The 14,616-nt window shown below is 35.0% G+C and carries 13 protein-coding genes; 1 reads left to right on the top strand and 12 read right to left on the bottom strand.

What is annotated here, in order from left to right; all coding sequences use genetic code 11:
- Positions 1–137 precede the first annotated feature (137 nt).
- The 12 genes from J2772_RS15055 to J2772_RS15000 form a co-directional block, all read right to left on the bottom strand.
- Positions 138–824, bottom strand: a complete 687-nt coding sequence (locus J2772_RS15055; protein WP_209918087.1) for a hypothetical protein — start codon at positions 822–824, stop codon at positions 138–140.
- Between the two features lie 198 nt (positions 825–1,022).
- Complete coding sequence (locus J2772_RS15050; RefSeq protein WP_209918085.1) at positions 1,023–2,357, bottom strand: trigger factor; 1,335 nt, start codon at positions 2,355–2,357, stop codon at positions 1,023–1,025.
- A gap of 175 nt (positions 2,358–2,532) precedes the next feature.
- Positions 2,533–3,087, bottom strand: coding sequence for a hypothetical protein (locus J2772_RS15045; RefSeq protein WP_209918083.1), 555 nt, complete (start codon positions 3,085–3,087; stop codon positions 2,533–2,535).
- 20 nt (positions 3,088–3,107) lie between these two features.
- Positions 3,108–5,495 (bottom strand): TonB-dependent receptor, encoded by a 2,388-nt coding sequence (locus tag J2772_RS15040; RefSeq protein WP_209918081.1) that lies wholly within the window; start codon positions 5,493–5,495, stop codon positions 3,108–3,110.
- 243 nt (positions 5,496–5,738) lie between these two features.
- The gene (locus J2772_RS15035) at positions 5,739–6,092 is read right to left on the bottom strand and encodes a hypothetical protein (RefSeq protein WP_209918079.1); all 354 of its coding nucleotides are present in this window, start codon (positions 6,090–6,092) and stop codon (positions 5,739–5,741) included.
- A gap of 145 nt (positions 6,093–6,237) precedes the next feature.
- Entirely contained in the window at positions 6,238–8,166 is a 1,929-nt protein-coding gene (locus tag J2772_RS15030) for an ABC-F family ATP-binding cassette domain-containing protein (RefSeq protein ID WP_209918077.1), read from the bottom strand.
- Positions 8,167–8,521: 355 nt separating this feature from the next.
- Positions 8,522–9,865: a T6SS phospholipase effector Tle1-like catalytic domain-containing protein gene (locus J2772_RS15025; RefSeq protein WP_209918075.1), complete on the bottom strand. Its 1,344-nt coding sequence runs from the start codon at positions 9,863–9,865 to the stop codon at positions 8,522–8,524.
- A gap of 153 nt (positions 9,866–10,018) precedes the next feature.
- Positions 10,019–10,696: a response regulator transcription factor gene (locus J2772_RS15020; protein WP_209918074.1), complete on the bottom strand. Its 678-nt coding sequence runs from the start codon at positions 10,694–10,696 to the stop codon at positions 10,019–10,021.
- Positions 10,665–11,429, bottom strand: a complete 765-nt coding sequence (locus J2772_RS15015; protein ID WP_245365240.1) for a sensor histidine kinase — start codon at positions 11,427–11,429, stop codon at positions 10,665–10,667. The genes J2772_RS15020 and J2772_RS15015 overlap by 32 nt, the downstream gene beginning before the upstream one ends.
- Positions 11,430–11,446: 17 nt before the next feature.
- Positions 11,447–12,079 carry a hypothetical protein gene (locus J2772_RS15010; protein WP_245365239.1) on the bottom strand — a complete coding sequence of 211 codons (633 nt, stop codon included), beginning with the start codon at positions 12,077–12,079 and terminating at the stop codon, positions 11,447–11,449.
- Between the two features lie 8 nt (positions 12,080–12,087).
- Entirely contained in the window at positions 12,088–12,858 is a 771-nt protein-coding gene (locus tag J2772_RS15005) for a hypothetical protein (protein ID WP_245365238.1), read from the bottom strand.
- Between the two features lie 63 nt (positions 12,859–12,921).
- Entirely contained in the window at positions 12,922–13,542 is a 621-nt protein-coding gene (locus J2772_RS15000; protein ID WP_209918069.1) for a DUF5715 family protein, read from the bottom strand.
- 220 nt (positions 13,543–13,762) lie between these two features.
- Between J2772_RS15000 and aqpZ the strand changes: the two genes are divergently transcribed.
- On the top strand, positions 13,763–14,479 hold the full coding sequence (gene aqpZ / locus J2772_RS14995) for an aquaporin Z (RefSeq protein WP_209918504.1): 717 nt from the start codon (positions 13,763–13,765) through the stop codon (positions 14,477–14,479).
- The last annotated feature ends 137 nt before the right edge of the window (positions 14,480–14,616 follow it).

Genomic DNA, 14,616 nt, shown 5'->3' with positions numbered 1-14,616 from the left:
GCCGGAATATTTTCCGGCTTTTTTATTGAAGGTAAGAGATATAAAAGATGGCGGTTAGTAAAATGATATTAATCCTGAGATTTAATCTTTTTCCTACTCTAACTTCCAGCTTCCAGCCTCAAGCTTCCTTACTTTGCTTATTTAAAATCAGCATCTGACACTCCAGAATTGATTGTAATCTTAGTGGTTTTAATATTCACTTTCTGACCTGCTCCTTCTGCTTCTACATCAGCCGGGAATTGTAACCCGTCTACAGTCATATAGCTTTTTATCGTTACATTTCCTTCTCCGGCAAGCGTCTTATACAAAAGCCCTGTTGTTACATCAAAATAAAATTTCCCTTTATCTGAAGACAGTACATTATAGTCTTTACCATCCAGTTTTTCTACGGTAACATTTTGAAAAGTAGCTCCGTCAAACGCTAATGCATCCACCGGTCTTGCTTTTTTCAGTTCAGTAACTTTGTCTGCAGGAATTGCAGTTTTGTTTCCCATCTGATCAAAATATCCTTTTTCACCATCAAAAAACTGAACCATCTGCTGTCCCATCAATGATTGCACAGACTTAAATTTGTTTCCCATTTTTCTGGTAGTCATGGTAATTTCCATTCCTTGAGCAGACATGGTGTTTTCCATATAAAGAGTTTTTACGCCCTCTAATTTTTCTTTTCCTCCTAATGCCTTAAAGTAATTATCCAATACTTCTTTAGCCGTTAACTTTGATTTCACAGCCTCCGTTGTTACAGAAGCGGCATCTTTCTTCTGAGCTGCTGCCGGAACAGAGAATAGTACGGCACAGAAAAATGGAATGATGATCTTTTTCATATATATAATAAGTTTAAAGGGTAAATATAGGAATATTGGCGGACATACATAAATCATGAGTAATAAGTAATATAAGTAATAAATGATGAATGATGAATGATGAATGATAGTCACAATACTGAAAGATACTCAGACAAAGAACGGAAATAAAAAAACCGCCAAAATTGACGGTTTTGAAATATTTATATCTGAGTATAATTATTTTTTAAGTTCTTCTAAAAATTCGTCGTGAGAAATTTTAGTTTCTTTTTTGCTAGCTTTTTCAAGAATAACATCTTTTAATTTAGCCATAGCGACTTCAGAAGAGATTTGTCTTACTTGCTCCTGATCTTTTAACATTTCAACAGCATATTTCTGGATCTCCTCATCACCTAAGTGGTGGATTCCGTAGATAGCCAATTGGTTTTTCACTAACTGCTCAGCCTGTGCCAATACATCAGCATAGTCAAGGTTGATTTCGTTATCAGTCATCAATTTACCTTCGATGATCTGGTATCTCAATTGGTTTTTCTCAGCTTCAAGAATTTCTTTAGCCTGCTCTTCAGACTGGATGTTCTGGTTAGAGAACATTAACCATTTTGTTAAGAAAGTTTCAGGAAGTGCTACTTCTTCTTTTTCAGTAACTTGCTCCAATACTTTATTTACGAAGTGAACATCAGCATTTTGTTGAAAATATTCATCTAGTTCAGCTTTAACTTTATCTTTAAGTTCGTCTTCAGACTTGATGTTTCCTTCTCCATATACTTTGTCGAATAACTCCTGGTTAAGTTCAGCTAAGTTTAATGAATAGAAGTCTTTTACTTTCACTTCAATTTCATTGTGGTGTAGATGCTCTACCTCTTCTTTGCTGAATCCTAATTCTTTAGCTAATTCTTCATCACCTGCAAGAGTTTCTTTAGTTACTTTTACAGATCCATCCATTTTTAAAGCTTTTACTAATTTGAAAGCTTCTTTGTTTTCACCTGTAATAGTGATGTTTTTTGGGTGGTGGTGGTGCTCTCCTTCAGCATCTTCTTCCACAACTTGAGAAACCTCTAAAGCGATGTAAGAATCTTTAGTGATTTTATCTTGAGGAACCTGCTCAGCGAAACGCTTCTGCATGTTTTCAATACTCTTGCTGATTTCTTTTTCAGAAGCTTCTACTTTGTAGTGAGGTGCTTCATATTTAGCTAAATCTATAGTAAATGCAGGCTCATATCCTACTTCAAAAGCAACTTCCAATTGATCAGCATTGTAATCGAATTCGTTTACTGGCTGAGGAATAGGCTGACCAACTAATCTTAACTTGTTTTCGTTAACATAGCTGTTCAAAGCATCAGAAACCTGTCTGTTGATTTCTTCAAATGCAATTCCTGCTTCATATTGTTTTTTAACCATACTCAAAGGCACTTTCCCTTTTCTGAATCCAGGAACTTGCGCATTTTTAGCATAATTAATCAATTGCTTCTCTACTTTTTCTTTGTAGTCAGATTTTTCCAATGTCACTGTAAGCAATGCACTTACATCATCATGGTTTTGTGCGGTAACCTTCATTATTGATTAAAATTTTAGGTTGCAAAAATATGAATTTTTTATGAGAATCACCCATTTAAAATCAACTAATACAGCCAAATATTGTTAAATAAAAAAACCACTGAAAAAATCAGTGGTCTCCCAAAATTAATATGACGATATGTATACCCTTTTCTTTGAAGAGCTTACTTCTTAATTAATGAAAATCAATAAAGATATCTACATCACTTTCACCGCCTACAGTGCTTCCCTGCTGATTATCTACTGAAGGGAAATTATCATTTACAGAAGTAGGGCCATGTACAAGAGTAATATTTGCTTTACCCTCTGCCGCGGTTGCTATTGTCCATTCTGTTTTAAGCCCAAGCTTTTTACCGTCAGTTCTTACAAGATCATCAGCTGCTCTTTTTACTTTGATATCTGCCCCGGCAAATTTATAAGTGATAAAGTGCATATCTTTTTCTTTCTCTATTTCATCAGAACTATGGTAGTGATCTTCATGTTTTATCTGAAAATCCAGGCTTACCGCATAAGTGTCCCCCTGGTGAAGGTGTAAGTGCTCAACAGCCTTCCCGTCTACAACATTAACGGTCTGCTTTTCTCCGTTACTTTTATTAATTACCGTTACAACTACTTTTCCTATTTCTTCATGTTCGTGAATATCTTCAGGAATATCATTGTTCCCGTCACGACATGAGAATAATAAAATAGCAGCAAATAATAATAGTGATATGTTGAATAATTTTTTCATTGTAATTTAAATTTTAAAAGTTAAAAATTGTATTTAAGAGTAACTACAAAGTTTCTTCCTGGTTCCGGCATATAATATCTCAGTCTGTTGAGATATTCCTTGTACTCTCTGTTAAAAATATTGTTGATTCTGAAATTCAGATTCATGTTTTTGAATAGATCTGCACCTATAGAGGCATGAAATATTGAAAATCCTGCAGGAGGTGTACTGTAATCTATTATTTTAGTCACCAATTGTCCGTCATCATCAATGAACTGAACCGTCTGATCTCTGATTGGGAAACGGTTTTGTTTGAAAACATTTTCATTTTCCAGTCTCACATAGAAATTAGATGGTGTATTCCACTTCCATTCAAGTGAATTTCTAAGATTCATTGGCATCATCAGAATAAGAGGTTCATTATTGGTTAAATCATCTCCTCTTAATGCACTGAAACTGGTTGTCCATTTCAGATTATCCAGGATATTAAGCTGCGCATCAGCATCAATTCCGTACATTCTGGCCTTCACCTGCTGATAAGCCCACACTGCAAAAGTTCCTCTGCTCGTGTTCTGAATATCCACAGGAATCTGGTTGATAAAACTATCAGAAAATATAATATATGGATTGGCTTCCAGCTGCAGTCCTTTCAGAACATCAAAACGACCTGTTAATGAAAGATTCGCATTATAAATTTCCTCTTTTTTGATTCTTAAATCTCCTTTTTCAATGATGGCTGCAGAGTGGTGAAGCCCATCCGCAAATAATTCTGCAGGATTCGGAGTTCTGCTCATTCTTGAAAAATTAAATTTGATATCAAAGTCATTGGAAGGTTTATAATTTAATCCAACATTCGCTGAAAAATTATGATAATCAAAAATAGGGCGTGACAATACTCTGCTTCCGCTTTCTTTCACATAAAACTGTGGAAAAACATTGGCAAATTTTTCATACCAATCCTTAGCATCATAATATTTATAGGAATCATATCTACTGAAATCATATCTCACTCCTGCTTCTGCATTCAGTTTTGGAGTAAAGCGGTATTTAAACACAGAAAATGCTCCTGCATCGTAACGGTAATAATCAGGGATCAAACGTCTGACTTCTGTTGCAGGATTAGGATAATTATCCTGAAAACCTGCAGAAATTCCGCTTTCCAAACTCCATTTTGAACGTTCAATAAGATGGGTAAGACTTGCGGAGTGTGTAATCAGCCTTAAATCCATAGAAGGAGTATCTTTCAGTTCTCCTTTTCGGATATCATATTCCTTACGCTTGTTTACCTGAAAACTATATTGGAAAGTAATTTTCCCGAAATCAGCAAAACGTTTGTAAGCAGAAAGCTTTACAATATGATGCTCTATCTTTTGTTTCGGATATCCAATATCATAACTGAATTCATCCTGAAAATAAGGTTGCCCTAGAGTCATTGCTCTATAGATATCTGCGCTATTTCCAAGGTGTGCTCCTTTATAGATTCCAAATTCCTGATTGATTCCGCTGTATGAAACATCAAATCCCTGCATAAAACCATGCTTTCCAAAGGAAAAATTAAAAGAATTCACTTCTGCTCCGGTATTCTGAAGGGTATGATGTGGAATGTACAAATCTCCCAGCTTTTTATAGCTTCCTCCCGTTTTTACAAACCATTCGTTCTCCCAGGATTTAAGTATGTTAGCTGAAATCTCACCTCCTCTTCCATTGGATATCCCTGAAAGTTTAAGATTTCCCATCAGTGTATCCTTCTTTGGAGGGATTGCAGGTTCTAAAAGAACAACTCCTGCTACTCCGTCATTTCCATATTTCAAGGCAGATGCTCCTTTGATTACATCTATATGTTCAAAGTCATTCACATCTACATTGGGTGCATGTTCTGCTCCCCATTCCTGTTCTGCAAGCTTCACTCCATTATTCATAATAGAAATACGGCTTCCATAGAGCCCATGAATTACAGGTTTTGTAATATTATTCCCTGTTTTCAACACGGCAACACCTGAAATTTTTGAAAGAATATTCCCAAGATTTTCTGTGGAATTCCTTTCGATTTCAGCTTTGTCCAGTGTTTTCATTACTACGGAACCTTTGTTTTTATGGCTACCATGTAATGTAATGGTTTCTATATCACCTGAATGATGTTCTAAAGTAATGGTAATATGAAGATCCTGATCAACTCCTATATTTTCAGTATAATCATTGCAATCAGGATGTTTTGCAATGAGTGTATACTTCCCTGCAGGGACTTTATTAAAGGAAAATACCCCTTTTTTATCTGTTTTTGCCGTAAGGTTCCCAATTTTCACCACGGCATTTTCCAGCATGGTTTTATCATGAAAATCCTGAACCGTTCCTTGTACAGTATAAGTTTTCTGTGCACTCGTAAATACCGATCCACAAAAGATCAGCAACAGGCAATATATCAATTTCATTGTAAAATAGATTGATTACGTACCCTTTTAAAGAGGGATACATTTTCGTTAAAATTTATTGAATGGGCTTAGATTCTTGATACAATATATCATGCAAAATGTTTCAATGATGAAAAGCAATAATTTAAAATCACAGAAGTAAGCAGCTGAGTATTTACCCATTACGAACTAACAGCTGTTTTCAACAACTTTAAACATTAAACTCTAAAGCATAGAGTTATAAACCCAATAAGAATGTGTTGATTAGGAAATTGCGGGCGGTCCGCGAAGCTGAAAGGTAAATTTGGTCTGAGACCAGATTTTTTCCTGAATAGCGATAATTTGCTTTACTTCGTGCGTGTAATGCTCAAAGCTAAAGCTGAATTCTTCAGGAGCTAATGTGTGTCCGGTTACCAAAAAATGGCAGGCCAGACAGTCACCCGCTTTCTCTTTAGTAATAGCTTTCGTTATAGAATTTTCGACTTTTTTAAGATTAAATGCCTTAAAATAATCTACAGATTCGTGATGGTGAAAGCTTTGAGAAAGCAGCGCGATGAAGTATACCCCAAACAATAGCCTGGAAATAAATACTTTTAAGTTTCTGCTTTCTTTAATCATGGTTCAAAATTATGAAAATAATTTAATTCTCAGCTACAACTTCCATTAAATTACTTTTACGATTCACTATTGATAAGTAGGAAAGGATGGTATTTTGTTACAAAAAAGCTTCATAAAGTAAATTATGAAGCTTTTGTATGATGAATTAATCAAGTTGAGTTCCTAAGTATTCCCATTCCTGAAGAGCATTTTCCAGCTCTTCTTTAACTTTATTATATTTTTCTAAAGTTTCATCGGAAGGATTTTCTTTAGCGAAAGAAGCTTCCATTTCTTCTACTTTAGTCTCAAGCTCAGAAATTTTTTCTTCTACCTTCTTGATTTTATTCTGAATATTTTTTTGTTCTTTAGTGATAACATTTGATGTCTGACTAGTACTTACAACAGGTTTTTCTTCCACTTTCTTAGGTTCTTCCTTCACTTCGCTATGAAGCTTCGCCTTTTCTGCAGAAATCTCTCTGATGCTTTCTTTTTGTCTGTATTCAAGATATTCGTTGATGTCTCCCAAGAATTCTTTCATTTTTCCATCACGGAACTCATAGATTTTATCACAAAGCCCCTGAAGGAATTCCCTGTCGTGAGAGATTACGATCAGCGTACCTTCAAAATTCTGTAATGCCAACTTAATAATCTCCTTAGACTGAATGTCCAAGTGGTTGGTAGGTTCATCCATAATCAACGTATTGAAAGGACGAAGCAACAGTTTACAAAGTGCTAAACGGTTTCTTTCTCCTCCGGAAAGTACTTTTGTTTTCTTTGTAACGGCATCTCCCTGGAATAGAAAAGATCCTAATAAGTCTCTTACTCTAGGTCTGGTTTCCTCAGTTGCAGCATCTTCTGCTTCTTCAAGAACCGTTTTATTAGGTGTTAAAACCTCTTCCTGATTCTGTGCAAAATATCCAATGTTTACATTGTGACCAAGATTCCAGGCTCCTGAATAATCTTTAATATCTCCTGCTAGAATTTTAGCTAATGTTGTTTTTCCTTGTCCGTTTTGCCCTAAAAGAGCAATTCTGTCTCCTCTCTGAACAATGAAATCTACATCATCAAAAATTTGTTTCTGACCATAAGCTTTTCCAAGTTTAGCTGCTTCGAAAATCACTTTTCCAGGAACCATAGACTGTACGAAACGGATATTGAATTTTGAAACGTCTTCGTTATCTACTTCAATACGCTCAATTTTGTCTAATTTCTTAATAAGTGACTGTGCGAAAGATGCTTTTGTAGCACTTGCACGGAACTTATTAATATTATCTTCCATCTGCTTGATCTCCGCATCCTGATTCTTTTTAGCCTGAATCAGTTTTTCACGGCGATCTTCACGCATCACCAGATATTTGGTATAGTTGGCTTTATAATCGTCAACTTTCTTATTATTGATATCAAAAGTACGGTTACAAACAGCGGTCATAAACTGCTTATCGTGACTTACCAGAACAATTGCTCCCGGATAATCTTTTAAGAAATTTTCAAGCCAGATGATGGATTCCATATCCAGGTGGTTGGTAGGCTCATCGAGAAGCATGATATCATTCTTTTGAAGAAGAAGTTTTGCCAATTCGATTCTCATTCTCCATCCTCCTGAAAATTCATCTGTGATTTTTTGAAAATCATCAGCTTTAAATCCAAGACCAAACAATACTTTTTCCATATCACCTTCAAGATTATAGGCATCATGGTTCATTAAAAGGTCATTCAGCTCGGTCATTTTATTAATTAAATCCGTGTATGAATCACTCTCGTAATCGGTTCTTACAGTCATTTGGTGGTTAACCTCTTCCAGCTCATTCTTCCATGCATTAATTTGCTCAAAAGCCTGCATGGTTTCAGCCCAAACGGTTCTTCCTTTTACGAAATCAAGATCCTGCTTCAGGAAACCAATGGTAATGCTTCCTTCTGTTACAACCTCTCCTTCGTAGAAATTAATTTCTTTGGACAGCATTTTCAATAAAGTAGATTTTCCTGCTCCATTTTTCCCTACGAGCCCTACTTTATCATCCTTTTTAATGGTGAAATTTACGTTTTGAAATAAATAATTTCCTGAATGATGTAATCCTAAACTTTGAACCGAAAGCATTGTAATTAATAATTAGTAATGAATAATGAATTTTCGGGTGCAAAAATACGGAAAAAGAAATGAATAGCCCAGAAATAAAAAAACGACCCAAAACAGGGAGCTTTTTATAGACTGATTTTCCAGTAAAATTTATTAAAAAAACATTAAGAAGCTATACCAATTATGATCCTCCTGAAGGTACAATATTTATAGAAATATCAAAGTAACAGGAATCGAAACCTAAAAACTACAGTATAAAATACCAAATTCAAGGTTCAGTCATTATACTTATTGATGTAAAATATACTCCACATAAAAGGGAACACCTAAAATAGTGCTCCCTAACCTAAAATTTAAAACTAAATAAGGACTAGCATTAATTATTGATTTCATCCAGCCTTGTTGCCGGAGTTTTGATAATTGAACGAGTCCAGATATCATTATTGGGAACACTTGTTCCGTATAGAAATTCAGCTACAAAGCTATCATCAGGAAGGTGAAGCTCAGCAGAAAGCCTTGCATGGCTTTTCTGATCTACAATAGTACTGCTTGAAACATTTAATCCGTTGTTGAGAAGCTCGACATTTATTTCATACTCGGATCGTTTCGACAAACCATCATGATAAAGTCCGAAATTTGCTGAAATGTGGATATAATCAGCAAGTTCATTGTAATTGTATACTGGTTTTTCATCTATGGAAAGATCTTTTACATAGACCAGCATTTCTTTATACAAATCTTCTAATAAAGGATGTCTGTTATAATCTGTTTCAAAATCTTTTCCCGATATAAAGACCGGTGATATTGCATTGGTTTCCTGCAACATCAGTTTCCCATATAGTTTTGATAGTTCGTTGTAAACTTTATCTCTGCAAGCATAAGCTTTAGAAAAAGCATCTTTTCTTTCTACTCCAAATTCCGAGAGTAGCGCATCCCATACTTTATTTCCTTCAATATCTGTTGTTCTGTTTCTTATATTTTGAATATAATTTATAAGACCATCCGTATTGGCAAAATCTGTAGAAATATAGACAGACTGCGGCCCTTCCAGATAGCCACCACCAATATCCGCATGAGCTCCCGGAACAAAAATTTCTTTCCAAACGGAAGTATTATTCCGGAACCGGCAATCCTGCATCATTTTTGAATTCTCAAAAATACCAGTTAATGGAAAAAAGAACCGACATTCGTTGACTGCACAAATATGCAATACATTTTCCACCTGATAAGGCACACTCAGATCATACGTATTAAAAGGTTTTGATTCTACGGTATCAAAAGCTCCCAGAAATTTCACCTTAATCCTGGCAAAAGAATAGTTTGAAAAAAGCCAATGACTAAAGGTTATGGCCAACATTCCTCCTCTTCCGAAACCATATAAATAAAAATGATATTCATAGTCTCCATCAATAATAATTTTCTGTACAAAGTCTTCTGCTTTCTGAAGCTTATCATCTGATGAGTATCCTTTTCCATAAGGTGGATTGGCACATGTTGTCATGGCGAAATTACTGTCTTCCCCGCCTGGGATTGTTCCTATTCCTTCGATATATATTTTTTCATTACCGATAAATGATTTGTACAATTTATAGATATTGGTGAATGCACCGTGATAGCTTTCATTATTACTCAGTGGTTTATCTGATGAAAGTGCATTTACTCCATTGTTTCCCGTACCGTCAAAGAAAATCCCGACGGAAATCACTCTACTAACATTCATTCTTTTGTTAATTTTTTATTACAGATCTTCTCTGTGCATTTATGTTTTTTTTTAAAATCCCTAATAGAGATATTTCAAAATAACGGAAGAAAGTGCAGTTTGGCTAGAGTGAAAAGTACCAAATAAAAAATTCCGTATTTCTACGGAATCAAGCTATATTTTTTCAAGAGAGTAAATATTGTTCACAATGGCATAAATTACTATTCCCACTGTGTTTTTAGCGCCTATCTTTTCAAGAATACGCTGCCTGTGGCTTTCAACAGTTCTGGGACTTATGAATAGTTTTTCCCCTATTTCATTGTTGGTAAATTCCTGACAGATCAGTTTCACCACATCTTTTTCTCTCTCAGACAGTTCATCTTCAGTTTCAAAGAGTGAATTTTTCTTAGCAGAACTGTTCATATAGGTAAACAACATCTGGTGATCTTCAGCCGTAAAGAAAACTCCATTTTTATCAACCATTGTAATGGCATCAATAAATGTTTTCTTATCTGAATTTTTAGGAAGGAAAGCTGAAACTCCAAGTTTAACCATATATCCTAAGATGGATGTTTTGTAGTGAGAAGACAAAATAATGATCTTAAGATCGGGATATTTTTCTTTAAGAATTTCTACCAGTTCAAAACCATTCATCGGTTTCATCTGAACATCTACCAGTGCAATATCTGGAAATTCTTTTTCTGAAATCTTCTCCAGATATGCTATAAAATCAGGCCCGTTATCTGCAGTAAGGCATACGGATATATTTTTTTCATTGGACAGCAGCATTTTTACCCCTTCAAGGATCAGCTGCTCATCATCAATTAGTGCTATTTTGATTTGGGAACTCATAATGTTTCGGAATTTTAATGATTAAACGACTTCCTTTATTTAAAAAAGATTTTTTCCATTTATGAATGGCATTCATCGATTTGATTCTGGATTCAATGTTTTTGATTCCCATACCTTTTGTTACTTCCTCATACTCGAATCCCTGACCGTTATCTGAAATAACGACTGCCATATTTTTCGGATAATCTTTTATATAAATCCACAAATCTGTGGCATTAGAATGCTTGATTACGTTGGTAGTAAATTCCTGAATAATACGATACAGCTGTACTTCTACGAAGATATCTTTCTTTTCATATCCGGGCATCACCTGCAGGGAAATGTTAATCTTATGGGAAAGGTTCGCAATGAGTTCTTCTGCATACAAAACCAGTCCTACCGATTCCAGATTAACCGGATATAATGAATGGGAAATACTTCTGGCAGCATCAACAAGTGAAGACATCTGGCTGTGAATATTTTTTTTAATCAGCTCATCTCCTTTTGTATCCAGATTATTAAGCCATAAAGAAAGAATATTAAGTCGATTTCCTATATCATCATGAATCATCACAGCAATTCTTTTCCGTTCTTCTTCCTGAGCTTTGATGTTTTCCAATACCAGCTTTTTCTGATGAAGAACTTCTGCTTGATGCTGTACATTTTTTTCTTTAATAATTCTACTTATAAAAGCTCTGTAAGCGAGCATTATAAAGGATACTATAATTGCTATGGTAACAATTATGAGAATCAAAAGATTGATATTTAAGGTTACTTCTTTAATCGGATGAAGGTATATAAAAGTGAACAGTACAGAATACTGGAAAAAATATTATTGGCCGTGAAAAGAATATAATAATTGTTTTCTGAAAGGTTAACAATCTGATGCTGAATAATGAAAATGAATACTGAAACGGAGTAATAGAAAAAAATACTGGCATCTACCCAAAGAAAACGGTTCTGAACAGATGTTTTTTTGATTTCATCAATCAGCATTACTCCGGATAAACAAATGATTATGATATTGGAAACAACTTTTGCAATATCGGCATTAGCGGGCTCATCAAAACCGTATTTTGAGATCATAAAACCCATTGCAATTGAAGCTCCCAACCCTAAAAGATATTTAGGCCAATCCAATTTTCTGATAAACAGACCTGTCAGTAAGAAAAACTCTCCGGCAATGTAGAAGGGATAAATAAATGAGGTATCATTAAGCTTGAAAACATAAGGTAAAACCAGATTCAGCAGTTCAATAAAAAACAGAAAAGCAGTACAATAAAAATACTGCTTTTCTTTAGGATTTAATATGTGGTATTTGACAGCTCCTAACACTATAACTGTAAGAAGTAACCCGTAATTTAGGAATAAAATCGTCTTATAAAGATCTGCCATTCCTTTCATTTATTATTTTAAAATTCACCATCCAATCCTGGTATACGGCAGATAGGCGGACATGGCTTTGCCCAGTCATAGGTATTGGACATCATCTGAGCACGTTCTGCATTCTGAAGATTTTCACGGAAAGAGATAAAAATAAGAGTTACCAACATTTTCCCGTACACATCGTTATATTTAAGTCCGAAAGAACATTTAATTTCCTTCAAACCTTCATCTGTAAGGCATAAATCTGCCGTAGGAACATAAAATCTTTTAAAAATTCCGATTCCTTTAGATTCATTACACTCTTTGTAAAACCAATCCATCCCCGATTCTCTCCAGCTTTCAATAGCTTCTATCGCTTTATCCTGCTCAAGAATGGGTGTATTGGATATAGGAAAAGCCATATCTGTATTTTTCTCAATTTTTTCAAGGCTTTTGGAAAGAATGGTATTTTTAACAATGGTATATTCTTGTATCTCCTGAAGTTTTACATCACTTACCAATTCGGAAAGAAAGCAATAAGGATATTCTCTTTGATCTATTCTGTCTCCTTTTTCATTCATAGGATAAAAAATCAGGATCAGTTGATTTTTCCATACTCCCATTGTAGCACAGAATTCAGGATAATCCCTGAAGCTTTTCATCCATTCAAGAGGACCATCAGAAATCGTAAAGACATAGGTGGCAGGAATTAATTCCTTGATTTTCGAATAATTAGAACGACAAAGGCTCCATTCATCTGCAGCAATTCTGCATTCTTCTACAGGAAGTAAATAGTCTACGATGTTTAATGTTGTCATAAGCATGGTTTTTAGTTGTATAAAATTATATAAACTAAACATGCTGTGCAAGTAGGAATTTAATTAATAATTCCGCACTGTAATATGATAACAGCTCTGTTGTCTTTCTTTTATGTAATAAATTCTTCCAGCATCTGCATAATGCTTTAAAACCTTCTCCAAAGCCACTTCCATTTTCGGATTATTTTTAAGAACGTTATTGAATCTTACATAAGAAATATCGAAGGAATTTCCGTAGTTGTGAGAGCTTATTCCCAAGGATGCATTAGAGTTCACTCTTCTTAATCTGCATTGATCTTCCAGTGTTCGGGTTATGGATGAAACAGTAAATGTTGCTCCTTTGGTTGCCTTGCTGAATTTGGAACCGATATTTTCCAATGTGGTTTTGGCTTTAGAAACCATATAGGCTTTACTGTAATCAAGTTTCTGAATCTGATATCCTTTTCCCGATTTCTTAATTTTATGAAACTTTCCTTTATTAATATACTTCTGTACCGTTTTAGAATCTTTCAGTAGGTGTACTCCAAAACTTTTAGAAGCATCCAGATGGGGTTTGTAAAGCGCAGTAGGCTCAACCTTTAAAACAGTTGTAAGATCATAGCAGGGAAGGTTTTTTTTTGCCGCCTGCGAATAATGTAAACTATACATAAAAGGTACAAAGACCACACAAAGAAACTTTCTCATTAACCACCACTTTAAATTACTACGGAAGGATAAAACAATTATGTTAGCTCATTCAACAATAACCACAATAGTATCCCGACAAATCCCAAACAAACATCAAACCAATTTATTTAATTTACAATTTTTATTCCTCTAATTTTGATATTTTTTTTCAGTTTTAACTTTTTACTTTAAGATATAAATTCTACATTTGAGTTACATTTTAAAAATAAACAATATGATAAAAAAACTTTTTGCTGAATTTTTCGGCACATTTTGGCTTGTTTTCGGAGGTTGCGGGAGCGCTGTTTTTGCAGCAGGTGTTCCTGATATTGGCATCGGACTTTTAGGGGTTGCTCTAGCTTTCGGTCTTACTGTTCTTACGATGGCCTATGCTGTAGGACATATTTCCGGTGGTCACTTCAACCCGGCAGTTTCATTCGGACTTTTAGCAGGGGGAAGATTTTCTGCAAAAGACCTTATCCCTTACATTGTGGCACAGTGTCTTGGAGCTATTGTTGCTGCAGGATGTCTATACACAATCCTTAATGGAGCCGGAGCTGTAGATTTCTCAAAACCCGGAGCGTTTGCTACCAATTTCTATGGAGAAGCAGTATACAACGGAAAAGCATTCAGCATGGGTGCAGCATTCCTTGCAGAATTCTTGCTCACAGCTTTCTTCCTTATCGTTATTATGGGAGCTACGGATAAATGGGCTAATGGTAAGTTTGCAGGGATCGCTATTGGTCTTGCCCTTACTTTGATTCACCTTATCTCTATCCCAATCACTAATACTTCTGTAAACCCTGCAAGATCCCTTTCGCAGGCAGTTTTTACAGGCGGACTAGCTATGTCACAACTTTGGTTGTTCTGGGTAGCTCCAATTCTTGGGGGAATTGTAGGTGGATTAATCTACAAATTCTTACTTCAGAGAGATACAGCAGAAGTAACTGACTAATTAATTTTAGAATTATACATAACTATAAAATCCTGTCTGATGTAGACTGCACCCAAAAGTTTAGACAAAATTAAACAATATTATTATATGAAAGAGTTCGGTACTGTACCGGACTCTTTCCTTTTAAATTAAGTCTT

It is taken from the genome of Chryseobacterium jejuense, from assembly GCF_017877355.1.
Classification (GTDB): domain Bacteria; phylum Bacteroidota; class Bacteroidia; order Flavobacteriales; family Weeksellaceae; genus Chryseobacterium; species Chryseobacterium jejuense_A.
Note: the sequence above shows the minus strand (reverse complement) of the source record. Positions and strands in the feature narration are given on the sequence as shown.